The 26359-nt window shown below is 53.6% G+C and carries 21 protein-coding genes; 17 read left to right on the forward strand and 4 right to left on the reverse strand.

Features of this window, described 5'->3' with window-relative positions; translation table 11 throughout:
- Positions 1-46: 46 nt before the first annotated feature.
- The 4 genes from KP705_RS02800 to KP705_RS02815 all read left to right on the forward strand — a co-directional run bounded on the left by KP705_RS02800 (position 47) and on the right by KP705_RS02815 (position 5595).
- Positions 47-1375 carry a lipopolysaccharide biosynthesis protein gene (locus tag KP705_RS02800; RefSeq protein WP_215763974.1) on the forward strand — a complete coding sequence of 443 codons (1329 nt, stop codon included), beginning with the start codon at positions 47-49 and terminating at the stop codon, positions 1373-1375.
- Positions 1376-1433: 58 nt separating this feature from the next.
- Positions 1434-1820 (forward strand): hypothetical protein, encoded by a 387-nt coding sequence (locus tag KP705_RS02805; protein ID WP_046901822.1) that lies wholly within the window; start codon positions 1434-1436, stop codon positions 1818-1820.
- Between the two features lie 71 nt (positions 1821-1891).
- Entirely contained in the window at positions 1892-4231 is a 2340-nt protein-coding gene (locus KP705_RS02810; protein WP_215763975.1) for a TonB-dependent receptor domain-containing protein, read from the forward strand.
- Positions 4232-4236: 5 nt separating this feature from the next.
- Positions 4237-5595, forward strand: coding sequence for a PepSY domain-containing protein (locus KP705_RS02815; protein ID WP_160298821.1), 1359 nt, complete (start codon positions 4237-4239; stop codon positions 5593-5595).
- Here the strand turns inward: KP705_RS02815 and KP705_RS02820 are convergent.
- Positions 5566-6210, reverse strand: coding sequence for an SCO family protein (locus KP705_RS02820; protein ID WP_046901825.1), 645 nt, complete (start codon positions 6208-6210; stop codon positions 5566-5568). The two genes, KP705_RS02815 and KP705_RS02820, sit on opposite strands and share 30 nt — an antisense overlap.
- Before the next feature lie 70 nt (positions 6211-6280).
- Entirely contained in the window at positions 6281-7045 is a 765-nt protein-coding gene (locus KP705_RS02825) for a GntR family transcriptional regulator (RefSeq protein ID WP_046901826.1), read from the reverse strand.
- Between the two features lie 176 nt (positions 7046-7221).
- Here KP705_RS02825 and KP705_RS02830 point away from each other — a divergent pair, with 176 nt between their 5' ends.
- The 6 genes from KP705_RS02830 to KP705_RS02855 are packed head-to-tail and all read left to right on the forward strand — an operon-like array spanning position 7222 to position 15709.
- Positions 7222-9573, forward strand: coding sequence for a TonB-dependent receptor (locus KP705_RS02830; RefSeq protein ID WP_046901827.1), 2352 nt, complete (start codon positions 7222-7224; stop codon positions 9571-9573).
- A 4-nt stretch (positions 9574-9577) separates the two neighbouring features.
- Positions 9578-10930 carry an NCS2 family permease gene (locus KP705_RS02835; RefSeq protein WP_046902127.1) on the forward strand — a complete coding sequence of 451 codons (1353 nt, stop codon included), beginning with the start codon at positions 9578-9580 and terminating at the stop codon, positions 10928-10930.
- Positions 10931-10943: 13 nt separating this feature from the next.
- The gene (locus KP705_RS02840) at positions 10944-12020 is read left to right on the forward strand and encodes a nucleoside hydrolase (protein WP_046901828.1); all 1077 of its coding nucleotides are present in this window, start codon (positions 10944-10946) and stop codon (positions 12018-12020) included.
- Complete coding sequence (locus KP705_RS02845) at positions 12013-13788, forward strand: adenine deaminase (RefSeq protein WP_215763976.1); 1776 nt, start codon at positions 12013-12015, stop codon at positions 13786-13788. The genes KP705_RS02840 and KP705_RS02845 overlap by 8 nt, the downstream gene beginning before the upstream one ends.
- Entirely contained in the window at positions 13788-15050 is a 1263-nt protein-coding gene (locus KP705_RS02850; protein WP_215763977.1) for an amidohydrolase, read from the forward strand. Before KP705_RS02845 ends, KP705_RS02850 begins: the two co-directional genes overlap by 1 nt.
- The gene (locus KP705_RS02855; protein WP_215763978.1) at positions 15047-15709 is read left to right on the forward strand and encodes a phosphoribosyltransferase; all 663 of its coding nucleotides are present in this window, start codon (positions 15047-15049) and stop codon (positions 15707-15709) included. Before KP705_RS02850 ends, KP705_RS02855 begins: the two co-directional genes overlap by 4 nt.
- A gap of 86 nt (positions 15710-15795) precedes the next feature.
- On the opposite strand, the gene KP705_RS02860 is transcribed toward KP705_RS02855, so the two are convergent.
- The gene (locus tag KP705_RS02860; protein WP_215763979.1) at positions 15796-17487 is read right to left on the reverse strand and encodes an alpha-keto acid decarboxylase family protein; all 1692 of its coding nucleotides are present in this window, start codon (positions 17485-17487) and stop codon (positions 15796-15798) included.
- A gap of 98 nt (positions 17488-17585) precedes the next feature.
- Here KP705_RS02860 and KP705_RS02865 point away from each other — a divergent pair, with 98 nt between their 5' ends.
- The 4 genes from KP705_RS02865 to KP705_RS02880 all read left to right on the forward strand — a co-directional run bounded on the left by KP705_RS02865 (position 17586) and on the right by KP705_RS02880 (position 20708).
- A complete protein-coding gene (locus tag KP705_RS02865; protein WP_046901833.1) occupies positions 17586-18482 on the forward strand; it encodes a LysR family transcriptional regulator in 897 nt (298 codons plus the stop codon).
- A 191-nt stretch (positions 18483-18673) separates the two neighbouring features.
- Positions 18674-18973, forward strand: coding sequence for a hypothetical protein (locus KP705_RS02870; protein ID WP_235271828.1), 300 nt, complete (start codon positions 18674-18676; stop codon positions 18971-18973).
- Positions 18973-20433, forward strand: coding sequence for a PepSY domain-containing protein (locus KP705_RS02875; RefSeq protein WP_046901834.1), 1461 nt, complete (start codon positions 18973-18975; stop codon positions 20431-20433). Before KP705_RS02870 ends, KP705_RS02875 begins: the two co-directional genes overlap by 1 nt.
- A 65-nt stretch (positions 20434-20498) precedes the next feature.
- Positions 20499-20708: a hypothetical protein gene (locus KP705_RS02880; protein ID WP_046901835.1), complete on the forward strand. Its 210-nt coding sequence runs from the start codon at positions 20499-20501 to the stop codon at positions 20706-20708.
- 11 nt (positions 20709-20719) lie between these two features.
- Here KP705_RS02880 and KP705_RS02885 read toward each other — a convergent pair whose 3' ends face one another.
- Positions 20720-21991 (reverse strand): MFS transporter, encoded by a 1272-nt coding sequence (locus KP705_RS02885; RefSeq protein WP_046901836.1) that lies wholly within the window; start codon positions 21989-21991, stop codon positions 20720-20722.
- A 396-nt stretch (positions 21992-22387) separates the two neighbouring features.
- Between KP705_RS02885 and rfaE1 the strand changes: the two genes are divergently transcribed.
- The 3 genes from rfaE1 (at position 22388) to KP705_RS02900 (ending at position 26357) form a co-directional block, all read left to right on the forward strand.
- Positions 22388-23818, forward strand: coding sequence for a D-glycero-beta-D-manno-heptose-7-phosphate kinase (gene rfaE1 / locus KP705_RS02890; protein WP_046901837.1), 1431 nt, complete (start codon positions 22388-22390; stop codon positions 23816-23818).
- Between the two features lie 222 nt (positions 23819-24040).
- Positions 24041-24862, forward strand: a complete 822-nt coding sequence (locus KP705_RS02895) for an SDR family oxidoreductase (protein ID WP_215763980.1) — start codon at positions 24041-24043, stop codon at positions 24860-24862.
- A gap of 91 nt (positions 24863-24953) precedes the next feature.
- Positions 24954-26357, forward strand: a complete 1404-nt coding sequence (locus KP705_RS02900) for a DUF2252 domain-containing protein (protein WP_215763981.1) — start codon at positions 24954-24956, stop codon at positions 26355-26357.
- The last annotated feature ends 2 nt before the right edge of the window (positions 26358-26359 follow it).

The following is a 26359-nucleotide window of genomic DNA, read 5'->3' on the forward strand; positions in this document are numbered from 1 at the left end:
AATATATAGTTTTCTCTCATTTGGTAAGCAAGCACCATTGAATACCATGTCACGAGAAAACGGATTACTGAAACGCACGCTGTCAAATCTTGCATGGCTCCTGGCAGGCAAAGGCGTTGGCGCAGTTCTGAGTCTGATTTATCTGGGACTGGCCGTTCGAACGCTGAAGAGCGATGGTTTTGGCCAGTTCACCCTTGTGTTCAGCACAGCCCAGGCCATCGCTGCGTTCGTCAGTTTTCAGACGTGGCAAATTATTATCCGGTATGGCGTGCGTCATGTAACGGCACAGGATGAAAGCGCCCTTTCACGCCTTACAGGATTCTGTATCGGCCTTGATGTGTCTGGGGGCATAGCCGGATGCTTCATTTCATGGGGTGGGGTTACTTTTCTGGGTCCACTGCTTGGTTGGTCCCACGCCCTGTCCAACGCCGCACTTGCTTTCTGCTTTGTTATTCTACTGTCAGTCCGGTCCACTGCTGTTGGTCTGCTGCGGCTGCACGACCGTTTCGGTGTAGGAGCCATGGCTGATGCTGTTACCCCGATCGCACGGTTTGTTGGTGCGATTGCCGCAACCTTGTGGCACCCAACGGTGACAGGCTTTCTTATCGCCTGGGCTATCGCCGATATTATAACAGCGATTGCTTACTGGATGTGCGTCATGCGGACCATGCCACGATCTCTTCGCATGAGTGATCTCCGGCAAGGGTGGCAAGCCCCGCGAGAGAACCCGGGGATTTGGCGTTTCACCTGGCTTACAAATCTGAATTCAATCATCGGTACAGGCTGCAATAATATCGTATTGTTGCTTGTCGGTATTTTTACAGGTGCCACTGACGCAGGCCATTACCGCTTGGCTTATCAGCTCAGCCAGGCGCTTGTCCGCGTATCAGAAATGTTCTCCCGAGCGGTATTGCCAGAGCTTGCCCGTGCCCATGCCAGTCAGGAAGCTGATAACATAAGACTATTACTTCGCCGTTCGACCGGTCTTGCAATCGTCGTAACCTTGGTTATCGCGGTAGCGCTTGCGGCCGGGGGGCGTCCGGTTCTTCAGTTAGTGGCCGGACATGCTTATTTAACGGCGTTCCCTCTGCTCGTGACGCTTGGCATTGCCGCCTCCCTGGACCTTATAGGCGTAAGCTTTGAACCAGCCCTTATTGCGACTGGTCACGCAGGCCGGGCACTTCAGGTTCGCATTACCCGAACAGGGGTTTTGTTCGCAACGCTTGCTGTTCTGATGCCATATCTTGGCACTATGGGCGCCGCCTTGGGCATGGTAGCTTCAGCAATTCTTGGCCTTGGGCTTTCTGCCATTACAACCAGAAAGGCGCTGGCAAAGGCCCAGAAACTCTCTGATACGCTCACCCACAGGCCTTGAACGGAAATCTTACTCAGCCATCTGGTCAGAGCGGGAAAGAGAGAGTAGCACATCCGGTATGGATCGCCGGATCAGGAACTCAGCATATCTATTGGGCTTTTGGCCCTTGGTGCTGCTTGCCTTATTGGCACGGCTGACGTTTGGTAGCCTTGTAACGACGTCGTCAGTCGTTGACGATTCCTTAAACGAACTCAAAAAATTAAGCATTTTCTGTGCGCCGCAGGATGCCTCGTCCGATCCAGGCACACATCATCATCAGAACAATCAACAGGACGATGCGTTCCTGCTGTCTGATGCTCTGGATCTTTTCCAGCTAACAATCGCTTTCTGCACGCTCATAGCATTGAGCATGGCGTTCGTTCACCGCGTCTGGATGTTTGCGCCAATTCGTGGGCCACCTAGTCCCGAACGCACCTCTCAATGCCCCCAGGGCCCTCCCGTCTGATCTGAACTGCAAAAGCCACTCGCCTGCAAAACGCACGCGGGTTTTCGTGCTGTCTATCCAGGTTCAGACCAATGCCTCATTCTATGTATCGCTCTTCCCACCTGCTTGCAGGCGTGATGACCTGCGCCGTCCTCTGCTTCTCTCCTGCCATGTCTGCCCCCCTCCGGCATGAGAGAGGTACGTCTCTCAAAGACAATCGGCGCAAACCTCACTCTTTTCCTAAACAACCCTTACCTCTTACCAAACCAGAAGTTATTACCGTCACCGCAGCCAATCATGCACCGGCGACGGCACATCCGGCCGGCCAGACGACTTACAGTTCAGACCGCAGCAACTTTGCTAATCAGGTGGGACAAAGCGTCGCAGACATGGTGGTTACCATTCCAGGCGTCAGTTTCACACAAGGCAATGGGCCACGTGATACAGTCGTTTCTGTCCGCGGGTCGGGAGATCGGCAATCCTATGGGCTAAAGAACCTGCAGGTGCTGGAAGACGGCTTTCCCATGACGCAACCAGACGGCACAGCAAGAGCCGATCTGATTGACCCCCATGCTTATCAGGGAGTGGACGTGTTTGAAGGGCCGGCGTCTACCCTTTACGGAAATTATGCGATCAATGGTGTAATCAATTTCCGAACCCGAAAGGGCACGGACATCCACGGGCTGGATTTAGGATCGGATTTCGGCAGCTTCGGTATGTTCAACAACTACGTGACGCTCGGACTTGGTAACCAGCGTTATGACCTTATGGTATTCGCGAGCGATGTCCGTGGAAATGGGTTTATCGCTAACAGTCGCTACAATACGTCAACAGAAAACGTCCGACTTCGGGTCAATCTGACGTCTTCAGACCGTCTCATCCTGAAGTTCGTCAACAACGTGACAGACGCGTCCCTGCCTGTTCGCCTGTCTTTGAACCAGTATCACGCAAATCCTTATCAGAATGGGTGTTACAATACATCCAATTCCCGCGCTGGGTGCGCTTCCGTCAACCTGCTGGTTAATGGTCGGTATGGCAGCAAAGTTACTATGAGTCCCGAGGCTGCTGGTCTGGGTCGCTTTGATCGCCGTACCGTTACAGGACTTCGTTGGGAGCATGATTTTAACGAGCAGACGACCTGGCGCAACCAGTTCACATACGATCAGCGCCACGTAAACCAACCCACTTCACCAACGTCTTTCGTAGGTCCCTACAACTCCTATAACGTCAGCAGCGACGTTACCAATCACGCCCGGATCGGGGCAACATCCCTCGATACATTCGGCGGACTGAGTTTTGATTATCTCGACTACGGATATCAGACGTACAACATCATGCCGTTAGGCGGTGCCACGCGAGGTGCGATGAGTTCTGCTTCCTACGGACATCAATCAAATATCGGCGCACGTTTCCAGGAAGACTGGCACTTTGCACCCGGTTGGCATGCTGTTGTTGGACTAGGAGGTACATACTCAGATATCGGTGCCACTGAGACGTTATATGGATATTCAGCCTCTGGCATGAACAGCCAATACGTCACTGCCAACCGGTTCTACTTCAATCTCGCGCCTGAAGGTGCTCTGATTTATGATCCGAGCGAACATTGGACTTTCCATACACGCGTTGGCACGGCTTATGGCACACCGTCATCTTCCAATTTCTTCATCACGCCCCAAGGGCAATATGGAAATAATACGCAACTGAAGAGCCAGACGAGTGTCGGAGTTGACCTCGGCGCAGACTGGCACCCCACAGCCACAACACATCTTCAGGTCACGGGATTTTACGAGTTTTACAACAATGAACTCGTCAATCAGTCTGCAGGCGTCAACGCCGTTGGGGCCTACACATTCAACGCTCCTGCCTCACAGCATCGCGGTATTGTTTGGGGTGCTGACTGGACGCCTCTTCCCCATACCCTGTCCGGTGGACGGATCTCGCTCAGCTACACTTATGATAATCAAGTCTACACAAATTATACGGAAGTTCTCTCCAATAGCACTACATCAAAGCGTTTCAGCCGGAGTGGAAAATACATCCCGGGCGTCATTCCCAACTTCCTGAATGCCCGTTTCCTTTACGATCAGCCTTCTGGCCCTTTAGAAGGCGTTGGGGGATATGCAGAAGTCACTTGGCGTGATGCCTATTGGCTAGATAATGCAAACCGCCTGAAAGCGCCCGGATATGCCCTTCTAAATCTGGAGATACATTACGACCCTCCCGCGAGGATGGGGTGGGCGCATCGCCTGCACTGGTATTTCGAAGTACAGAACGTCACGAACCAGACCTACGTGTCAGGCGCCACAAATATCACCGATCAATTACAGGCAAACGGGCGAGAAGCGACGGCAGCCACACTGATGAATAGCACTGGATCGATTTATGCGGGCTCCCCCCGGGCATATTTCGGCGGCGTACGGATAAAACTGTGATGCGCATGAATATAAAACATTATCTGGCTTCCCTTGGCCCGGACCGACTTACAGTATGGCGATGGCATTTCTTTGCGGGACTGTTTTGTCTCCCCTTTGTCGCTCTTTTATGTCTCACAGGAAGTATTTACCTGTTCAAACCACAAATCGAAGGATGGATTGACTGGAAATACGATCACCTTCCAGCAGCAATAGCCTCATCGCCTCAGGAGGACGTCAATTCTGCTCTGAAAGCTGTGCCCGGTGGCAGTTTTCTCGCATATGAACTTCCTACATCCCCACACAGTGCTGCCCGCATTCTGATCAATCGTGCCGATGGTGAGGCCGTGCGAGTTTATGTGGAACGGAACCACCACGCCGTCCTGAAAATCGTTCTCGAAGAGGACCGGTTTGAGCGATTGGTTTTCAAACTCCATGGGCAGCTTTTACTGGGCAATCCGGGGTCAATTATCATGGAGATGGTTGCATCATGGACGATCGTGCTTGTGGCATCGGGCCTCTGGTTATGGTGGCCGAGAAATCAACGCGGCTTGGCTGGTGTGCTGTATCCGCGCCTTCACCAGACCGGGCGGGCACGCTGGAGGGATCTGCATGCTGTGACAGGCGTCTGGGTTTCCATCGTGCTGACACTGTTTCTGATATCGGGCCTACCCTGGTCATATGTCTGGGGACATGCCCTTCTTTCTGTCGAGAATACTGTCGGCCACATCACATCAGTGAAAGACTGGGAAATTGGAGCGGTGCCGGCCCAGGAGACGATAGCCGGCCACCCAATGGTCTCACATCATGAAGACATGCCGGGAATGGACATGTCAGAGGATATGCCGTCACAGGTGAACTTGGATGGCCTGAATAATGTGACCTGCACAGCAGAAACGCTGTCCCTTGCTGCTCCTGTTCTTATCACGCCCCCCGCAGGATCTGACGATGTGTGGACTGTTAGATCCGACGCCCAGAACCGGCCTCTCAGGGAAAGTGTGAAAGTGATGGGAGACGGGCATATTATTGCGAGAGAACCTTTCTCCCAGAAGGCAGCCATTGACCGTGTCATAGGATATGGCGTTGCAGCGCATGAGGGGCATCTGTTCGGATGGGCAAACCAGTTACTCAACCTTCTGGTCGCCCTCGGCCTCTTGCTGATGAGTTGTGCCGCAACGGTCCTGTGGCTCAAACGGAAGCCCGAGGGGAAATTCGGAACGCCGCCCGTTCTTCCCTCGTCTAGAATGGGTCTGATTGCGATCGGGGTGCTTTGCATCCTTGGCATTCTGTTACCCGAGTTGGGCATATCTCTCATCTGCATCGCAGTGGCTGGAAAGCTCTCACGTTTGAAAGCATCACGAGTGAGCAGGCAAGAGACGCTTTAAATCTGTCGCTATCTGATGTGCGCTGGAATCAACCGGAATCATTCCGACCATCTGGTTCCGACCGTCCATCAGGTAGAGCAACGAGCTATGGTCAATCAGGTATTCAGGCCCCATGCCAGAATGATGCTGCATCTTTACGTGAAAGGCTTCCATAACAGGCTGAAGCTGCTCAGCCGTGCCTGTCAGCCCGATAATCCTGGGGGAAAAATTTTCCACGTAATCCTTCACGACTTTTGGGGTATCGCGTGTCGGATCAACGGAGATGAAAATGGGAGTTACAGATTTACCCTGCACGCTGAGCTCATCGAGAGCTGATGAAACTGTTTCAAGCGTCAAGGGGCAGACATCTACACAGTGCGTGTAGCCAAAATAAATCAGGGTATAACGCCCTGCAAAATCTGACTGACTAACGGGCCGCCCTTGCCCATTAATCAATGCATAAGGGCCGCCAACTGCTGTAGTATGATGTGAGGTCAGGAAGGTTCTGAATGCCGCAGCGCCCACTAGCAACGCAAACGTAATGCTGACAATCAGGACAAGAGCTTTTCTGTCCTGCCGCAAAGGGGCGGCAGCTCTCTTGGCAGGAATTTTCTTGCGGGTCGGACGCCGTTTCATGGGGCATTCATAGCAAATGCCAATGCGCTATGCACAACATGTTTGTTACGCGGCAGACCTCGACGTACCCTCACAGCACGCCTTCGCTCATCATCTCACCGTCCGCACCGATACGAAAATCCGCAGTCCCTTCCGTCACGAGCAGTCGGCTATATTCACAGGCACCTTCTCCGAGGCATGTTGTCACACGCTTGATACGCATCAGCGCGGATTTCTCGGAAACATCGAGCCATTGAGCGACATCCGGAGACGCGTAAGACAGACCGATGGAAATGTCTGCATGAGCAATCTGGAACTTGAAAATATCCCGAAGGATTGCTGTCGATGTCAGGGAAGCTGCGAGTTCTGGCGTTACGAGTGGTGCAAGCCGTCCCGGATAAAAAACTTCTGTCACGCCCAGAGGTCCTTCATCCGAACGATAGCCGCGCCGGATGAACAATGTCTCGTCATTGACCGACAAAGCGGAGGCAACCTCTTCTGGGGGGCGACGCATCTGATAGTCCAGAAGCGTCATCTCGGGGCTTAGACCTTTACCAGCAAGAATTTCGAAAAAGGAATGGATGGTTTTCTGGCGTCCTGGACGATGCAAGGCCCCCACAAAAGTCCCGCGCCCGTGCTGGCGGACAACAACATCCCTCTCCGCAAGATAGGATAACGCCTGCCGAACGGTGATGCGACTTACGCCGTACATCAGACACAGCTCAGCCTCGGAGGGAAGCCGCTCCATGAAACGGCTGTCCTTGCCAATCAGCCCGGAAATATGATGCCCGACCTGAAGATAAAGCGGCGTCGGGCCATTCGTATCGAGGGCTGACGAGAAGACGGCGTTACGCATAGAGAAAAAATTCCAGAAAACGTTTCACTTTTGGATTGAAGAGCGCATCAAAACCCGATACCAAGACGTCTTATAACAACCTAATACGTCTTTGCCGATTCAGTCACTGTTTTGTGGCCAGTCTGCAGGATTTTCGTGCCTTTCTGGCGTCTCCGCAGTGTTTGAGAGCTTCTTCCATGCGTGCTTCAACCTTCCTGAGTACAGCCCTTATCGGCAACATGTTCTATGTTGCAGCCTACGCTGCTCCTGTTGCAGATACAAAACACGACGGGGAGAAGCGCCATTCTCCAGCCACGCGCAAGACTGTAAAAGCCGCTCCTTCCCGGCCTGAAGTCATCCGGGTGGCGGCAGAGTCCGTTGCTGGTGGCCGCATGGTTCTTCAGAACGGCACGAAATCACGCAGCGAGATCACACAGGCTTATATCGCCAAGCAGGCTCCTACTCCCAACGTCTTCAAACTGCTCGGTAACTTGCCAGGCGCCAATGTCGCAAGCGCTGACCCTTTTGGCATGGTCAGCGGCAACATGACGATCCGTGGCATGAACAGTGACCAGATCGGCTTCACTGTTGAAGGCGCGCCTCTGAACGACATCGGGTCTTACATGGCGTTCCCAACAGAATGGGTAGATTCCGAGAACCTCAATGAAGTGACGATGCAGCAGGGCTCCGCCAATCTGGACTCCCCGGTCATTGGTGCATCTGGTGGAATCGTGACGATGAACCTGATCGATCCGTCACACAAAATGGGTGCGACAATTGCGGGCTCGTTCGGCTCCTACAATACACATCGCGAATATGTACGGCTTCAAAGCGGTGACATTGGCAACACTGGCATGCGGGCTTTCGTGGCCTGGTCTCATCTTGAAGAGCCGCACTTCCGCGGCGCCGGTGACGATCACAAGCAGCACATTGATGCAAAACTGGTCAAAGACTGGGTCAATGGAAGCCGCAGCACCGTCGCGCTGACCTTCGATGATTCTATGAAGGTCGCCTATCTGAGCCCGTCTTTGGCTGCCTGGCAGCAATATGGGCGTGGTGCCAACTACACCGAAGATTTTTCACCGACCGACACCAAATACTGGAAACTCCATCAGAGCCCATATCGGGTCCTGATCCTGAGTGCGCCGCAGAATATTGTGGTTAATGACAAGCTTGGCTTCGACTTCACCCCATATTTTTACTGGAACTCAGGCACGATCGCCTCAGCATCTCTTCTGTCTGAGAACGCCATTTATTCCGGGACACAGAAATACAGCATCGACCTCAATGGTAACGGCACCACCAATGACAAGGTGATGATGTATACGCCATTCGGCACGCCTTACGTCTATCGTCCGGGACTTGTTTCCAAAGTGCATTACACAGTGGGCAAGCACACTCTTGTCTTTGGATACTGGTTTGACTGGTCCAGACAGCGCATGGTCAATCCCTACAGCGCGGTTGGAGAAAATGGTGGCCCGGCGAATGTCTGGGGATATTTGGGGAATGTGAAGCTGTCCGATGGCACGCGGCTTGCCAGCTACGACAACCTGACCATCACCCGCGTCAATACTTTGTTCTTCGGCGACACGTTCAATGCACTGCACAACCGTTTGCGCGTTGAAGCGGGAATCAAGGAGTCCATGGTAACCCGAATTGGTTACAACTACCTCCCCGGAGCGCAGTATCGCACCAGCATGAACGCGGCAGTCGCAACGCCAAACCTTGGCGCGCGTTATCGCATCGACAGTCACAACCAGATCTTCGCGGATGTCGCGACCAATTTCCGTACCCCGACGTTAAATGCGCTTTACAACACATACAGTGCATCGACCGGCAAAGTGGCGACGCAGGCGAACCCTGCCCAGAAGACCGAATATTCGATCTCGGAAGAGCTAGGATACCGTTATCAGGGTGATATCCTGAGTGGGTCTATCACCTTCTTCAATTACAACTTCACCAACCGCCAGGTTTCTACGCAGGTTACGATTAACAACGCGCAGATCACCCAGAACATCAATGCGGGCGGCCAAACGTCCCGCGGTGTAGACATCGAACTTGGACTGCGCCCGTGGCATCATCTGCGGCCATATGTTTCGGCGGAATATCTACACGCGACGATCGATAACAACTATCAAGTCGGATCGGATTACCTGCCGACTGCGGGAAAAACTGCCGTGCGTAGCCCAAATGTGCAGGCTTCCGTCGGACTGGATTATGATGACGGCACATATTTCGCAGGATTTGCCGTCAAGTACGTAGGCCGACAGTTCTCAACTTTCATGAATGACCAGGCCATGCCAGGGTATGTCAACGCAGACATGAACTTCGGCTATCGGGCTCCGAAGATCTTCCATACACACCCGGAAATCAGGCTGAACCTCATGAATGTTGGCGATAACAAATACCTGTCAGGCGTCGCCGGGGTCGCCGCATCCTCACGCGCAGCACGCGGGATCTATGGCAGCACCATCGCATCGCAGGGTTCACCGACATACTACGTCGCCGGAAGCTTCGCAGCTCTGGTCACAGCCAAGATTGACCTTTGATCTGATGCTTCAAGCCCGTCTGGATCGTTTTTTCGGGCTCACGGCCAGCGGCACAACTGCTGGCCGTGAGGTCATCGCTGGCCTGACAACCTTCGCTGCCATGGTCTACTGTGTCGCAGTCAATCCCATGATCATGGCAGAAGCTGGCATGGACCGTGCAAGCGTCCTGAGCGCCACATGTCTGATTGCAGTCTTCAGCACGACGTTGATGGGCCTTCTGGCAAATCTGCCCCTTGGTGTGGCGCCCGCCATGGGATCAAACGTCGTCTTTGCAATCATTCTGGTCAAACAGATGGGCGTTCCCTGGCAGGCTGCCCTCGCTCTCGTCTGCCTGACCGGCCTGATTTTCATGGTCATGAGCCTGACGCGCATCCGCGAGCGTATTGCCCACGACATTCCTGACACCCTTCGGATTGGTATTCAGGTTGCGGTCGGTCTGGTGATTATGTTCATCGGAATGCGCAACTCTGGGTTTGTCGTGCCGAGCCCGTCCACGTTCGTCACCATGGGCCCGATTACCAGCCCCAAAGTACTCATGACACTGGCTGGGTTTATTCTCACGCCAGTCCTTGTTGCCAGACGGGTGCCGGGATCTCTGATCATTTCGATCATTGCGCTAACGATTGTGGGTCTCTTCCTACCCAACGGAAAAGGTGGAACGATCACCACCTGGCCAGAGCATATTTTTGCCCTGCCCCGCTGGCCTCATGAGACAGCGTTCCGGCTTGAGCCGCTCTACCTTCTGCATCACATTTTCTACGTGCTGCCGATGCTGTTCTTTTTCCTGTGCACTGAACTCTTTGGAACGCTTGCCAACCTGCTGGGTGTTGTTACGGCTACAGGAATGGTGTCCGAAGACGGTCGCATTCCGCGGGCCAGAGAGGCGTTTATAACGGACGCAGCAGGCAGTATTCTGGCCCCCATGCTGGGGACGTCCATCGTAACGGTATACTCTGAGTCCATCACCGGCGTTCATGCGGGGGGCCGAACAGGCCTGACGGCTTTGGTAATAGCAGGCGGGTTCTTCACCGCACTTTTCCTGTGGCCTCTGTTCATGATCATTCCGCCGCAGGCAACAGCGCCATCGCTTCTTATGGTGGGAATGATGATGTTCCAGGGCGTTCGTCATCTGGAACTGTCAGATCTCAAAGAAAGCGCTCCGGCTGCTTTGACGTTCATCATTGCCCTCCTGACCGGCAACCTCATCAACGGCATGGCCATAGGGACCTTTTCTTACGCGACCATGGCTCTTGCCACGGGCCGGGGCCGAGCGGTTGCGCCAGTTGTATGGGGGCTTTGCGTAATTTTCATCATGTTCTTCGTCGTTTCCGCCCAGATGCACGGCCACCATGGCTGAGAGGATATTTCCCATGTTTCCCAGACTTTGCCTTTCAGCTCTTCTGGCTGGCCTCTCCGCTTTGGTGCCTATTCACGCGCACGCTACATCTGCGCCGAATTACGTCATTATCGACAATGATTTTGCCGGGCCGGGCGGAACAAACATTCAGTCGGTCATTCCGCTACTGGGTCAGCCGGATAAGATAACGCTTCTAGGGTTTACGGTTGTCGTGGGGGATGGCTGGGAAAACGAGGCCGTTGCCCATCTGTCCCGCTTTCTGGAGGTCGCGTCTGCTCCAGCAGAGCTCCCGGTCGTCCCCGGTGCGACCCAACCGTTGGTCAATTCACGTCCACGCCTTCTGGCATGGGAGAAATCCAACGGGAAAATGCCATGGAAAGGTGCATGGCGCGGGGATGCTCCTGATCTCCAGCCTCCGGTCAAAGTCCTGAAAGAAGGACAGCCGACCCGTGCTGTCTCCCGGGAAACCGCCGCATTTTTTCTGATCAAACAGGTGCATGAACATCCTCATGAGGTCACAGTCCTGGCGGCTGGTCCCATGACAAACATTGCTCTGGCCATCAAGCTTGATCCTGAATTCGCATCGCTCTGCCGCAGGCTGGTCTTCATGGGAGCCATCGTGGACGGCAATCTTTCCCAAGTGACAGAGAGCGCCGATTACTACACGGACTTTAACTTCATGTTTGACCCGGAAGCCGCCAGCATCGCATTGGAAGCTCCCTTCCCGGAAGTCATTTCTGTCGGCTCAGTCGCTAACCCCATTCGTATGACACCAGAAATCCGCGATCGCGCGACCCAACGTCCGGGACCGCTGTCAGACTATCTGAAGCACTATTTCCACCCACAGCCCATGTGGGACGAACTGGCTGCCGCGATCGCTGTAGATCCCGCTCTGATTACACAAAGCGTGACGGCTTACATGACGGTTGATCTGACGCATGGCCCGAATTACGGGTATGCCCATGTGTGGCCTGACAGCACGCGCCCCCATATTGGTGAGCGCCCCGTCAAGATTGTCACAGCAGTCGATACGCCGCGTTTCATTCAGACGTTTGTCGATGCAGCCAACCGGATGAATACGCATGGTTGATGTAACGGTACCTCTCACCTCACCTGAGTTGCGCAGACGTGCGGTGGATGCCGCAGCAGGTCGGGCTCCATTTGATGTTCTGCTCCGGAATGGCAAAATTGCTGATGTGGCTACCGGCGAGCTTCGTGACGCCGATGTCGGATTAGTGGGGCCGCTGATTGCCAGCACCCATCCAACTGGCCAGCGGAACGACGCTCTCAAAATTTTTGATCTCGCAGGCGCGGTTATTGCGCCTGGCCTCATTGACTCTCACATGCACATCGAGAGTTCGATGGTCACGCCTAGAGTCTATGCGCAAACCGTAGTTCCGCAGGGAACAACAACCATTTGCTGGGACCCGCACGAAATCGGGAATGTGAGCGGCCTGGCCGGAGTCAGGTGGGCTATTGAAGCCACCAAAGGCCTGCCTCTGCGCATTCTGGTTGAAGCTCCCTCCTGTGTTCCATCTGCGCCCGGGCTAGAACGATCAGGGGCAGCCTTTGACGCTACGGCCATGACAGAAATGCTGTCCTGGCCCGAAGTGATTGGCGTTGCTGAAGTGATGGACATGCGCGGCGTCATCAATGGCTCACCCCGTATGAGCAGCATCGTCGGTGCCGGCCTTAGCAGTGAAAAATTTGTGTGTGGTCATGCCCGGAACCTCAAGGGCCAGGATCTTCAGGCTTTCATGGCGGCAGGCATTGAGTCAGATCACGAACTGACAAGCAAAGCCGATATTCTGGAAAAGCTCCGGTCCGGCATGACGCTGGAACTGCGCGTTTCGCATGAAAATATTTTGCCTGAAGCCGTTGCCGCTTTTCAGGAACTGGGCTGCGTTCCTCAAACCGTTACCCTCTGCACAGACGATGTCTTTCCGGATGACCTGTCACGCCGTGGCGGAATGGTTCACCACCTGAGATGCCTTGTGTCTCTCGGGATGGGTCCGCTGGATGTGCTGCGATGCGCCACCCTTAACGCAGCAATGCGTCTTGAACGTAGGGACCTCGGCTTGGTGGCAGCTGGGCGGCGCGCTGATCTGGTTGTTTTTGACAACCTGTCTGATTTCACGCCGCTAGAAGTGTTCACGTCAGGCGCCCATGCGGCCTCCCACGGAACACTTCTGGCAGATCTTCCTGCCGAGCTTCCAGGGCTCCCGCTCAAGACTGTAAAGCATTCTTTAGTCACAGCTGAAGATTTTCAGGTGCCCGTACCTGACGCTTCCAAAGCCCGCATTCGGACCGTTCGTACTCCACGGACGACCCAGTGGGGAGAACGTGACGTCGATGTGAAAGACGGTCACATCACGCTGCCGCCTGATACTGCGCTAATGGCTGTTTTCAATCGTTACGGAGAAAATAGCGTCCCCGGGCTTGGAGTTCTGGAAGGTTGGGGAGACTGGTCAGCTACAATCGGAACGACCATCCTGCATGACAGCCACAACCTCGCAGTTTTCGGTCGAAACCCGGATGATATGGCGCTTGTGGCCAATACTCTTATAGCCAGTGGCGGCGGTATGGCCGTTGCACGAAATGGCCAAATTGTTGCTCATGTTCCACTTCCTGTCTGCGGGCTACTGTCTCCGGAAAAACTGGATGTTGTCAGTCAGCAGTTTGCCGCTGTACGTGATGCAGCTGCGGCAGCGACGACATGGGACGGCCCGACCGCCATGATCAAACTTGTGACAGGTGCATCCCTCGCCTGTAATCCTGGACCGCATGTCACAGATCTAGGCATTACAGACGGCATGACAGGCGAAATCATCACGAACATGGTCATGGAGACCATTTGATGACATTTCCCTATGAAGTCACAGCCATGCGGCGCGATCTTCACAGCTTTCCTGAAACTGCTTTCCTGGAATACCGCACTGCCTCGATCGTCGCAGCGCGTCTGACAGAACTGGGATATTCTGTCAGAGTAGGTCCCGAAATCATGTGCATGGATGATGTGCGTGGACTGCCCTCGCAAGAGGATATTCATTCCGCCCAAAACGCAGCATTAGCAAATGGGACCGCCCCTTACTGGGTCGAAAAAATGCCAGATGGGCAGACCGCTGTCTGTGGAGAAATCCAGCGTGGTGAAGGCCCCGTTCTGGCCCTTCGCTTTGACATGGATGCTCTCCCCGTTCACGAAAGTGCATCCGGGACCCATCGTCCTGTTGTGGATGGCTTCGCATCCAAATGCGAAGGGCGGATGCACGCATGTGGACACGATGGACATACGGCGGTTGGTCTGGCCCTTGCGGAAAAATTATCTCATCCGGATGCCGAATGGAAAGGAACGCTCAGGCTTATTTTCCAGCCTGCGGAAGAAGGCGGCCGAGGAGCGCAGCCTATAGTTTCCAGCGGCCTTCTCGATGATGTAGACATTTTTCTCGCAACCCATGTCGGCTGTCAGTTGCCGAGTGGGCAGATTGCTTTAACCGCAGACGGCTTTCTCTGGGCTGAAAAGTGGAACGTAACCTTCACGGGGCAAGCTGCGCATGCGGCCATGTGTCCGGAAGAAGGTCGTAACGCCCTTCTTGCTGCGGCAATTGCCATTCCCGGTCTCTATGCCCTGCCCCGCGATGGCCAGTCGGACACGCGAATTAACGTGGGACTTTTGCAGGCCGGCCGAACGCGGAACGTCATTGCGGATCATGCCTATCTCGAGCTTGAGTTGCGGGCGTCAACTCACGAAGGTCTTGCGCGCCTTACTGCGGGCGCGAGGCAAACCTTGCAGGGCGCAGCACTGACGCAGGGCGTTGACGCCACAATCGACGTTTACGGGACTGCCATCAGTGCCGCCTCTGACCCGGATGTGATGGAGCGCTTGCGAGACGCTGTCTGCTTCACCAACGGCGGCAGTATTGTTCAAAGCTGGCCTATTGGTGGTGGAGATGACGCGACATTTATGATGCAACGTGTTCAGGACCGGGGCGGCAAAGCTGGATATTGCCTTTTTGGTTCCGATATTGCCGCTCCTCATCATGCCAGCCTGTTTGATTTCGATGAAACCGTTCTGCAGACAGCGGTGATGGTGCTTTCTCGGTTTGTGGAGCTATCATCATGAGCACGCTCCCTTTCTGGCAGACTTTTGCTCCTGATGTCGCGCTGAAGCCCCCATACACAGATCGCTACAGAGTTCAGGTAGGAAATCGGCACCTCGATCTTCCCCTGCGGGTTCTTCCCATCAAGGACCAGGCAGTCTCATCGCTGCTGGTGAACCAGACATCCTTCGAAGTCATGGACGTTCTCTGTGGTGAACTGGTGGCTATCGCTCGTTCGCTGCAGCCGGACCTGATTGTGGGCATGCCAACCCTGGGCCTGGGTCTGGCCGCCGCCGTTGCCCGAGGATGTGGGTTGGCGCGATACGTTCCATTGAGCACGTCTCGAAAATTCTGGTATGACGACGCGCTGTCTGCGCCACTTTCGTCCATTACCAGCCCGGATAACGTCAAAAATCTTTATCTGGACCCCAATCTGCTGCCACTTCTGAAGTCAGCACAAAAGATTATCATTGTTGATGACGTGGTCAGCACCGGACAATCACTTGCGGCTGGCGTGAATGTTCTTGCGGCGGCGGAAGTTTCCCCCTGTGCAGCCCTTTGTGTCATGACCCAAAGCGATCGCTGGAAAGATCGTTTTTCTTTTCCTGTCCTAAGCTGCTTTTCGTCTCCGCTCTTTGAGCGGGTTCAAGATGGGTGGGTTGAACAGAAATCTGTTTCCTAGAACAGCTTCTCACAAGAAACGGTTGGATCTGAAGAATTCACTCCAGATCCAACCGCATTTAATAGTAACTGATCGAACGCAACTCTTCAGCTCAGCGTAGGCTTGCGGGAATTCGCAGCAGCGACAAATTTTCCCCATTCTACCAGCGTCTCTGTGCAGTCCGTCCGATCAAGTTTGCACTCGATCAGGGTCGGGCCACGTGTGTTTTTCTTGGCCTTCTCAATTGCCTCGGCGAGTTCAGCACCGGTCGTGGCATGCAGGCCAAGACCGTACTTCCCGCTTTTTTCACCGGGTACGCCCTGATTGAAGCAGTTGATCAGAGCGGCGTAATCCCAGTTCTGGATGTAATTGTACGGACCATCATGAATCTTGATCTCAATGACGTAACCGTAGTTGTTGATAAGGAAAATGATAACCGGAAGCTCATAGCGCACCATCTGCGCGACTTCCTGCGCGGTGAGCTGGAATGAGCCGTCACCCACCATCAGGACATGCTGCCTCTCCGGCGAGCCCATGGCATTTCCGAACATGGACGGGACAGACCATCCGATATGGCCCCACTGCATTTCGGACTCAACCTTGGCCCCTTCAGGCAGGTTCATGCGAATGGCGTTGAACCATGAGTCGCCTGTTTCAGCGAAAAGGGTTGTCTTGCCATCAACAAGTTCGTTGATCTGGCGAGTCATTTCATCATTCGTCAGTGGCTTGGCCTGATCGGCCACTGGCAGCTTCACAGGCGCATACCCTGCTGCAAGAGACGCAGGCTTGCTGGAAACACGCTCCGTAAGGGCCGTGACGAATTCCTTCAGGCGGAAGCCTTCGAAGGTTTTTCCTGCAACCGTGACACGATGAGGGTCGACTTCAAGGACACGCTCTCCGCGGACCAGATCGCGCCAACCAACGGAGGAGTAGTCATTCCAGACGGGAGCAAGCGTAATGACGACATCCGCGCTCTTGACCACGTCTTCGACACCAGGGCTGCTGACTTCACCCCAGTAAACACCCCGGAACCCCGGATGCGTTTCGGGGAAGAAGCTTTTGGCTGCGGCCATGACGGTGACAGCGCAACCCAGCTTGTCAGCCAGCGCAATCGTTTCGTCCAATGCCTCGCTGGCCCGAAGCTTGCTGCCGACCAAAATGACAACCTTGTTGGCCTTCTCCACAAAAGCTGCACTCTCATCGAGAGCTGCGTTCAGACTGTCCGTGTCTGGGGTCAGGTGAGCCAACAGAGACGAGACCGGACCTGGGCGCGCACAAGGAGCATTCGCCACATTACAGGCGATTTCCAGATAAGCCGGCTTCTTTTCGCGCAGTGCCGTCCGGATGACATGGTCAATTTTCTCGGGGGCGTTATCAGCGGACGTGATGCTCTCAGCAGCACAGGTGACGTGCTTTACCATCTCCATCTGATAGTTGTAGTCCGTGGTTCCAATCGTGTGATGCAGCACACGTCCTGAACCATGGTCATTGGAGTTTGGCGCGCCAGAGATCAGAATAACCGGCAGGTTTTCGGCATAAGCGCCGCCAAGGCCGTTCATGGCCGAAATTGCCCCCACGCTGAATGTGACGATCGCGGCGGCGGCTCCATTGGCTCGGGCGTAGCCTTCTGCAGCAAAGCTACAGTTTAGCTCGTTGCAGTCATAGATCTGCTTCATGCCGCCATGCTCAATCAGCTGGTCCAGCAAGATCAGATTATAATCGCCCGCAACTGCGAAATGGTGCTTGAGGCCGATCTGCGTCAGCCGTTCTGCAAGGTAATGTCCAACAGTGAAAACCATGAGATCCTCCGGAGTTCGTTAACCAGAGGGTGCGCGTTCAAGCTTCGGACGTCCAATATATAGTTGAGCTCTATACCATATCTAATTAGTATGGATTTATGGGTCTCCGCCACCTTCGCTACTTTATCGCCATTGCAGATCACGGAAGCTTTACGCGCGCTGCCGAGGTTCTGCATATCGAGCAGCCCCCTCTAAGCCAGCAGATCAAAAGTCTTGAGACTGAACTCGGGCTCAAATTGTTCGAGCGATCGCGGCGTGGTGCGGTTCTGACGGATGCTGGCGAGCAACTTGTTGAGCAGGCTCGCACAATTCTCACGCTCGAACATCAGTTTCGCCTTCTGGCAACGGGTCTTGCACGCGGTGAACAGGGACGGTTGCGCATTGGAATGGCTGGTGCGGTGTCGCTGCTCCCCCTTATTCCACAGGCCATTCGCGCCTTCCGGGAAAAGTGGCCCGAGATTCAGATCACGCTGGAGGAGAGCAACACGCCAGCATTGTGTGAGGCGTTAAACGAGAGCCGCGTTGATATTGCGATTGTGCGGCCTCCGGCTCCGGACCCTGGGATTTCGCTCCATCCTCTCTTTGATGAACCGACACTCATCGCGGTCCCGAAGGGGCACCCGCTCTCTCAACGCGGAACACTCAGACTGACGGATGTCGCCAATGAGCCCTTTCTGATCTTTGACCGCACTCTGGGTCCAGGCTTTTACGATGCCATTATTTCAGCCTGCCAGCAGGCCGGGTTCACCCCGCATTTCGGGCAATCCGCACCACAGATTGCAGCCACGGTTCCCATGGTTGCCGCAGGCCTAGGGGTTTCAATCGTTCCAGCTTATCTCAGCCAGATCCATGTTGACGGAGCCACTTTTCATCGCATCGAAGGCCCCTCGCCTCGTGCCAGCATCTCTCTCGCATCACGCACACCAGAGCTATCCGGGCCAAGCGCCAACTTCCATAAAATATTGCTGAAACTGGCGACATCTGAAGGCAAGTGAGAGCAATCAGCTTACTGGTCTCGTGTTTGCGGAAAAGCACAACGGTCTTCAGTAAGCGGTAGCAACAAGACGTATACTTTCTATCCTCAACAATCTTGTTACGACCCGCTATGACAATGATGCACAGCGCCTTACTCATTCGTTTTTAACAAACCAAGAGAAACCATGTTGCCGTTGACACACGACGCCTGATGACAGTGAAACAGATTTCGTCTCCTCGGCAGAAAACCTCACCCACATCGCGATGGATGTTGAGGGGGCTTCTGGCCCTCGGTCTCGCATGGACCTGTGCTCACCTTATCACAATCGGGTCTCCGCAATGGGGGCCCGGAGCCCGACATGACTCTGTCGTCTTCGGCCAGATGATCGCGATTGCCGCGTTTCCCGTACTTCTGCTCATTGCCTTTGGAACACAGAAGCCCTTGCATGGAGCACTTATCGCGGGGACCGCCTGCATCCTTGCCGCGCTCGGTTTACTGTTTCACGCCTGATGCAAGATAATCTTCGGACACGCATGGGCTGGCTCCATGCCTGGGTTGGCTTCATCGCTGGATTGCTTCTCTTCTGCGTTTTCGTGACGGGAAGCCTCTCGGTGTTCGATACCGAACTGACGCGGTGGCTCCAGCCCGAAGTCCCGCCTCAAGCACCCACTTTTTCACCACAGGCTCTGGATCGCACCCTTCCCACCGTCCGTGAGCTGCTCCAGCAAGGAGAAAAACCATTCATAACTCTCCCGTCGCCGCGGGACCCGTTCGTGCGCGTGCAGCACCATGATGGATACGAATTCCTGACGGTGCCGTATAATCCGCAGACTGGAGAGCCGCTACAGGCACGCGATACTGCGGGCGGAAAGTTTTTCTATGACCTGCACTATACGCTCCGAACTGGGCTTTACGGAGAAACACTTATTGCTGCGGCCGGTCTGGCTCTTCTTGTAACAGTCGGATCCGGAATCATCATTCACCTGCGGGGACTGATTTCGGATCTGCTTCTGGTACGACCTTTCGCAGCACGACTGCGCGCATGGCTGGACGTGCATGTGCTCGCCAGCGTTCCCTTTATCCCGTTCGTTATCATGATGGCCTATACGGGCACGTTCATTCGCACACGCACGCTGTTCCCGCCCGTGTCTTATATCAGTTCCATCCAGAATTTTGTTTCGCCTCATCGAGCCACAGAAGCCGAGCCACCAGAAACAAAACGGGACATTCCTGTCGGTCCTTCTCTGCCGCCCCTGCTTGATGTCGCAGAGAAGACACTCGGCAAGGGGCAGATCGGGTTCATCCTCTTTCTACCCAACAGCATTCTTTTTAGTCGCACCGATATGTCTGGGCCTCTGCTGACACGGGAACACGTCGATTTCAGCCCGGTTGATGGGCATTTTCTACGGCATGTCCTGCTTTCAACTCCTGTCACCCAGACACAGCAGCTTATGGAAGGCATTCATTATGCCCGCTGGACAGGCACAGGCTTAAGATGGCTGTATTTTCTGTCTGGTGCCATGGGAGCCATCATGTTTGCCAGCGGAGCTATCATTTTTCTGATGAAGCGTCGCAAAGTCTCCGGAAAACGCATCATGTTCCGCGTCGCTGAAGGGCTCACAATTGGCTGTATTCCAGGCTTCCTTTTGGCAACATTGGCTTTCTTCTGGGCAAACCGGCTTTTGCCAACACCTCTCCCAGCGCGCCATCTGGTGGAAGTCCACTGCTTTTTTGCCGTGTGGGGCCTGAGCAGTACTGCTGGGATGCTCTGGTCTCTGCTGCATCGCGCACTCCCGGGATGGAAGATACAGTTAAGTGCTCTCGCATTCTTGGGTATTCTTCTAACGCCGCTTGACTTTCTGACACGTCCCGGCGCCTCCATGCTGCATGTACCCACGGTTTTTGCGGCAACGGACATCTGCGCCTTACTCTTGGGGCTTGCCTCTCTTCAAATGGTGCGCCGTCTGTGATGCTAATTGTATGTTTGGTATTTTGGCTACTTGGCCTTGGCCTTCAGGCCGCGTGCGAACCAAAGATGCTTCGGTTCGCACGTCTGCCTGATCTGACATTGCCCCCGTCAGTTCGGTGGGGACGCTTCATTTTCCCACTGCTAGGCCTCGTTATCGTTTTTTGGACTGACCCGGTTGTGGCAATTTTTATCTGGGCAGGCACATTTTCGGTGGCTGCCGTCATCGTCGCAATTGTCTGGGCCTCATTAGCTCGCGTGCTTGAAGCCCGACGATAACAGATTTTTCACTATGCCTTCTCGGGTGAGAACCAAAGACCAACACCACCAATAAGCGCCGTGAAAGCAACGTAAATAGCTGGAGCAACTGGCGTATGAGGTGTCAGGGCTGAAATGATTGCGGGTGTGAGGCCACCAAAAATTGCGTAGGAAATATTATACGACAGAGACAGGCCGGAAAAGCGAACCTGAGCCGGAAATGCGCGCAGCATCCCAATAGGAACGAGCCCGACAAACCCACAGCAAAGCCCACTCAATGCGGCCCAAGGCACGAGCGTGCCCGAGAACAGCGGAAAGAGCGCGTAAAGCCCGAAACCTCCCAAAGCGAGCATGAGCCCGCAGGCCACGCTTAGCGCTCTGAGAGAAAAAACGTCTGTCAGAGCACTCACCAGAACAACTGAAACTGTGAGACAAAACGTCGCGGCAAGGCTCGCCAGCATGGTTTGGGAAGGTGACACATGATGGAGCGTCTGCATCAGCGGCGGCATCATGAGAACAAGCACCACAATGGCTGCTGTCAATGTCCATGTCGTCATCATTGAGCAAAGAATGGCGCGGCGATGGTCACGTAACAAAAGCTTTGCGGGCATAGCCTCGGCAGTTTTAGCCGTCGCATGCATCTCCCGGAATACAGGGGTTTCTTCCAGCCAACGCCGAAGGAACATCGCTCCAAAGCCGAAAACACCCCCCAGAACGAAGGGAATACGCCAACCCCAGTTTGACACCACATCAGGCGCCAAGACTGCATGCAGCAATAAAATGACGATAGACCCAAGAAGAATACCGCCCGTCAGCCCTCCGGTGAGAAGGCCCGTGGCGAGACCAACGCGGCGGCTGGAAGCATGCTCGGAGACGAACACCCAGCCTCCAGGAGCTTCTCCGCCAATTGCCGCACCCTGCATAATACGCAGGATAAGCAATATGAGCGGAGCCATGATGCCAAGCGTCTGGTAGCCGGGCAGCAATCCCATCAACAAGGTCGGGAACGCCATCAGGAGCACGCTGAGCGTAAAGACCTTCTTTCTTCCTGCGACATCTCCAAAATGGGCCATAATAAGCCCACCTACGGGACGTGCCAGATAGCCGGCTCCGAAAAGGCCGAAAGCTTCCGCCTGTCGCAACCATTCAGCCTGACTGTCCGGGAAAAAGTGCGCGGCAATCAGCTTTGCAAGGAAAGCAAAAATAACAAAATCATAGAACTCCAGTGCCCCTCCCAGCGAAGCAAGAGCTAAAATCCGAAGCTGAGATAAACTGAGAGGCGAAGCTGCCGGGTTAGACGACATGAAGAAGTGTTTCCTGCGCACGGAAAGGTTTCAGCAGAGAGGCTGGAACAAAAGAATTGGATCTTATAATCGCGCTTGTTTCAAACCGTCCATGTTTTTTGGAATAATATACTATATAAAAACTAAAAGTTTTCACTTTCAGTCGCTATAATTTTCCATTTTACCATGCTTTGAGCAGCCCTTTAGCAAAGGCAACTGGGCTATACCGGGTATGCTTCATCCCATAGGATCAAGATGAAAGCTGCAGCCGGTGCATCTAGACCATTCTTTGAAAACGAGTAAGATAGCTCTTAAGGTTTTTGAAGCTACAAACTCTAGTAATCAGGCGACAGGAATAGCATTTCGAAGATTTTTTAGAAAATTTTCTAAGCAATATTCGAATGTGATGTAAATGATATGATAGAAAACTTTGATTTTGGTCGTCTCACGGTTATCGGGGATATTCTTCTCGACCAATACATTGTTGGAACAGTAAATCGCATTTCGCCTGAAGCACCTGTTCCTGTCCTGTTACGCTCGAAGCATTCTGTTGTCCCTGGTGGAGCCGCCAATGTAGCTGTCAACGCTGCCTCTCTAGGGTGTACTGTCAATCTTGTTGGTGTCGTCGGCCCGGACGCCAATGCCGATATCCTCCGGGCAATTCTGGGAAAACATAAAGGCATTAACGTCAGCGGGTTAGTCGAAGATCCTGAATGGTCTACCATCTCTAAAACCCGCGTTCTGAGCGGCCAGCAGCAGATCGTCCGCATTGATGAAGAAGAGGTAACGGGCTTTACCGAACAAACTCGGCAGAGACTGATCTCCAATGCACAGGTCGCGATCGATAACTCGGACGTTCTTGTCTGTTCAGACTATGCCAAAGGCGTACTGGCTGATGACGTTCTTGAAGCAATCATAAGATATGCGCGCGGGAAGAATATTCCTGTTATCGTAGATCCGAAACGCAAAGATTTCACGGCTTATTCGGGCGCAACCTTGGTCACCCCGAACCGTACGGAAGCAGCTCTTGCCACCAACCTGCCCGTAAATACGGATGAAGAAGTTCTCAAGGTGGCAGCGACACTGTCCGAGCAATTCGGCGGAGATGTTCTTCTTACGCGTTCTGAAAAGGGCATGACACTCTGGCAGAGAAACGGCCACGTTCATCATGAGGCTGCCCACCAGTCAGAGGTATATGACGTTTCAGGCGCAGGAGACACCGTTCTTGCAACTGTCGCGAGCATGCTCTCGGCTGGCCAGGACCTTGATACAGCCGTGATGGTCGCAACCGTTGCTGCCTCCATCGTCGTCAGAAAATTGGGTACTGCGGCAATTTCACGAGAAGAGCTGAGCCAGCAACTTCTTAAGGACGTTCCAGAAGCCGGGTTGCTGGCGTCTTGGGAGAGCGCGGCGCGAACTGTCGAAAACTGGCGCAAACATGGGGCTTCTGTTGTTTTTACGAATGGATGTTTTGACCTGCTTCATCCCGGACATATCGCTTTGATCAAAGGCGCGGCCGCCGAGGGCGATAAGCTGATCGTCGCGATCAACAGCGATGCGTCCGTCAGGAGACTCAAAGGTGAGGCACGCCCCGTTCAAAATGAGATAGCACGTTCAACAGTAATCGGTGCACTACGCGACGTCGACATGGTTGTGATTTTCGATGAGGATACGCCTCTCGACATCATAAAAGCCTTGAAGCCGAATGTTGTAGTAAAGGGCGCCGACTACACGGAAGATGCTGTTGTTGGAGGCGATTTCGTAAAAGAACATGGTGGCCGGGTAGCTTTGGTCGATATTGTCAATGGACACTCGACGACGAGCATCGTAAAAAAAATAAGTAATTGAAATTATTGTTTTATGAAATATCCACCAAATTACCTGAATAACGTTACAATAAGGCAGATAAAATCTTTCTGTAAGAAACCCTCTCGGAAGTAAAATTAATTTATTTCAAAATATGCCTGATCCCTCTAGATTTAATTTACGGGAAATAGGATTATGAGTATCGTCTCTTTCAAATTCTTCTCGCCTGACGTCCTCTCCATGCTCACAACGATTGTTTCCTAGATGCCTTTCAAGTCACACTGCAGGCCGGTCTCTGCCTCTAAAACCATCGTTCTTACGGGCGCGTCTGGAGGCATCGGGACGATCGTTACCCAAAAACTATTGGACCAAGGGCATGTTGTGGTCGCGCTGTCTCGCACTGCCCCGGATATATCGCATGAGGCACTGACACATATCCGGTACGATGCTGCGAACTTACACGATATCGGTCAGATCAATAATAAAATTTCAGAAAAAATTTCTCATATTGACGTGTTACTACATTGCGCCGCAATCATAAGTCCAAGCATGATAGAGAATTCCTCACCAGAAGATATAATACGGCAAATATCGATTAACCTGACCGCACCCATTACTCTGACGTCTCTTCTATTGCCAAACATTCCGGTTGGTGGTCGGATCATTCTGGTAAACTCAATGGCTGCAACAATTCCTTTGGCCGGGAGCAGTGTTTACGGCGCCACAAAGGCAGGATTGCGTAACTTTGCATTATCATTAGCTCAGGAAGTACGTTCCAAGGGTATTTCTGTTTCCTCTATCTTCCCGGGGGCTGTGGAAACCGGAATGCTAAGCCAGGAAATGGAAAACGGTGGTTCGGTTCTCAATTTCGTTAGTGATCCCGCGAAGCCAGAAGACATTGCGTGTGAAATTCTGAAGCTCATTCGCAAACCAAAACTGGAGCGTTTTCTTCCGACACTCGACGGAATTTTTGGTGGCCTTTGCCTGCTGATGCCTACGCTCCTGCGTCTTAGCATGCCAGCGCTCACGTTCTTTGGAAAACGGGGCTTTCAGAAGTTTCTCCGGAAACAGACAAGCCAGCAGTAACTCGGGCAACCTTCACACCAGAGCCGAAAGCTCGACCTCCTGACCCTACAATCCGTCTCTCAAAACTGATCTATAGGAAGGCAGAAGATCCATGCAGAATACGTCGCCAAAGATAACTGCTCATGCCTCTGATCTTTTGACGCGCAAAGAAAGCCATTGTCAGGGGGCCAAGCTTAGAAAGAAAATTCCGCGCGGAGCCCATGCGGAATGGAGTTCTCCTTCGAACAGGCAGAGTCCTGTAGGCCTTTTATCTCAACAGGGTAAGGACCGGATCCCGTCTCTTTTGCCTGTCCGCTATGACCGAATGAAGGTGTCTCCCTTCACGTTCCTCCGCGGCGCAGCGATTGTTATGGCCCAAGACCTCGCATCAACCCCTGCGTCTGGCATTGATGTTCAGTCTTGTGGAGACTGCCATCTTGCCAATTTCGGCAGTTATTCGTCTCCGGAAGGCGTGCCGGTCTTTGATATCAATGATTTTGATGAAACCCTGAAGGCGCCATTCGAATGGGATATCAAGCGCCTGGGAACGTCTCTGGTTCTTTCAGGTCAGGAAAATGGGTTATCCAGCAAGGCGGCCAGAGATCTAGCCGCCAATATGTCCCTTTCATATTGCGAGCAAATGACGCGGCTAGCCGCGATGACCCCACTTCAGATCTGGTCAGAGCGAATTGACCTGACCGCTGCTATTGCCGGCTTCGACGATCAGAAAGTTCGGGCCCGCGCCGAAAAACTTTTGTCGGACCGGTTGGAAGCGGCGAAAGGGCATTTCGGCTTGATCGCCAGCGACGGAAAAAATCCCTCCTTCAAAGAAAAGCCACCGCTCGTCATGCGGCTGCCAGAGCAGGAAGACACCATTCGTCTTGCCTTCAACCGATACGTTGAAACGCAGCCGTTAGAACGCGCCATTCTGCTACGTCGCTACACCCTTAAAGACGTTATTTTCAAGGTTGTTGGGATCGGAAGCGTCGGGACATTCTGTGCGATCGGACTGTTCTCAACTGCCGATGGTGAAACTATGCTCCTGCAGATCAAGGAAGCTCAGGTTTCCGTTCTACAGGCCGATACGCGGACCTCACCATTCGCCAATCAGGGCGAACGTGTCGTAACAGGCCAAAGGATCATGCAGGCTGTATCTGACACCTTCCTCGGATGGACGCACAGTAACGCCTCGACCTCCAGTGACACACCAGATCTATCCGGAAGCGGACGGCAGTTTTACGTTCGTCGCGTGAAAGACAGCCGATTAGCTGCAATTGGTTCAGACGTTGCTCAGGATGGTCTGGCGGATTACGCAAAATTATGCGGTCGTACGTTAGCTAGAGCCCATGCACGCTCTGGAAATGTCAGTATGATCTCCGGATATTTGGGCAAAGGAGCCTCTTTTGCCGCGGCCATATCGGAGTTTTCTGAAACATATGCGGACCAGACGCACAAGGACTGGAAAACGTTTTGTTCAGCTCTGGAGAGTGGTGAACTTAGTCAAAAGTCTGCGTAAGG

It is taken from the genome of Gluconobacter sp. P1D12_c (assembly GCF_018812105.1).
GTDB lineage: Bacteria > Pseudomonadota > Alphaproteobacteria > Acetobacterales > Acetobacteraceae > Gluconobacter > Gluconobacter oxydans_A.

What these genes read in the sequence shown, in the direction of transcription:
- KP705_RS02800 (WP_215763974.1), top strand. Translation starts at nt 47, where the DNA reads ATGTCACGAGAAAACGGATTACTGAAACGCACGCTGTCAAATCTTGCA.
- KP705_RS02805 (WP_046901822.1), top strand. Translation starts at nt 1,434, where the DNA reads ATGGATCGCCGGATCAGGAACTCAGCATATCTATTGGGCTTTTGGCCC.
- KP705_RS02810 (WP_215763975.1), top strand. Translation starts at nt 1,892, where the DNA reads ATGCCTCATTCTATGTATCGCTCTTCCCACCTGCTTGCAGGCGTGATG.
- KP705_RS02815 (WP_160298821.1), top strand. Translation starts at nt 4,237, where the DNA reads ATGAATATAAAACATTATCTGGCTTCCCTTGGCCCGGACCGACTTACA.
- KP705_RS02820 (WP_046901825.1), bottom strand. Translation starts at nt 6,210, where the DNA reads ATGAAACGGCGTCCGACCCGCAAGAAAATTCCTGCCAAGAGAGCTGCC.
- KP705_RS02825 (WP_046901826.1), bottom strand. Translation starts at nt 7,045, where the DNA reads ATGCGTAACGCCGTCTTCTCGTCAGCCCTCGATACGAATGGCCCGACG.
- KP705_RS02830 (WP_046901827.1), top strand. Translation starts at nt 7,222, where the DNA reads ATGCGTGCTTCAACCTTCCTGAGTACAGCCCTTATCGGCAACATGTTC.
- KP705_RS02835 (WP_046902127.1), top strand. Translation starts at nt 9,578, where the DNA reads ATGCTTCAAGCCCGTCTGGATCGTTTTTTCGGGCTCACGGCCAGCGGC.
- KP705_RS02840 (WP_046901828.1), top strand. Translation starts at nt 10,944, where the DNA reads ATGTTTCCCAGACTTTGCCTTTCAGCTCTTCTGGCTGGCCTCTCCGCT.
- KP705_RS02845 (WP_215763976.1), top strand. Translation starts at nt 12,013, where the DNA reads ATGGTTGATGTAACGGTACCTCTCACCTCACCTGAGTTGCGCAGACGT.
- KP705_RS02850 (WP_215763977.1), top strand. Translation starts at nt 13,788, where the DNA reads ATGACATTTCCCTATGAAGTCACAGCCATGCGGCGCGATCTTCACAGC.
- KP705_RS02855 (WP_215763978.1), top strand. Translation starts at nt 15,047, where the DNA reads ATGAGCACGCTCCCTTTCTGGCAGACTTTTGCTCCTGATGTCGCGCTG.
- KP705_RS02860 (WP_215763979.1), bottom strand. Translation starts at nt 17,487, where the DNA reads ATGGTTTTCACTGTTGGACATTACCTTGCAGAACGGCTGACGCAGATC.
- KP705_RS02865 (WP_046901833.1), top strand. Translation starts at nt 17,586, where the DNA reads ATGGGTCTCCGCCACCTTCGCTACTTTATCGCCATTGCAGATCACGGA.
- KP705_RS02870 (WP_235271828.1), top strand. Translation starts at nt 18,674, where the DNA reads ATGACAGTGAAACAGATTTCGTCTCCTCGGCAGAAAACCTCACCCACA.
- KP705_RS02875 (WP_046901834.1), top strand. Translation starts at nt 18,973, where the DNA reads ATGCAAGATAATCTTCGGACACGCATGGGCTGGCTCCATGCCTGGGTT.
- KP705_RS02880 (WP_046901835.1), top strand. Translation starts at nt 20,499, where the DNA reads ATGCTTCGGTTCGCACGTCTGCCTGATCTGACATTGCCCCCGTCAGTT.
- KP705_RS02885 (WP_046901836.1), bottom strand. Translation starts at nt 21,991, where the DNA reads ATGTCGTCTAACCCGGCAGCTTCGCCTCTCAGTTTATCTCAGCTTCGG.
- rfaE1 (WP_046901837.1), top strand. Translation starts at nt 22,388, where the DNA reads ATGATAGAAAACTTTGATTTTGGTCGTCTCACGGTTATCGGGGATATT.
- KP705_RS02895 (WP_215763980.1), top strand. Translation starts at nt 24,041, where the DNA reads ATGCCTTTCAAGTCACACTGCAGGCCGGTCTCTGCCTCTAAAACCATC.
- KP705_RS02900 (WP_215763981.1), top strand. Translation starts at nt 24,954, where the DNA reads ATGCAGAATACGTCGCCAAAGATAACTGCTCATGCCTCTGATCTTTTG.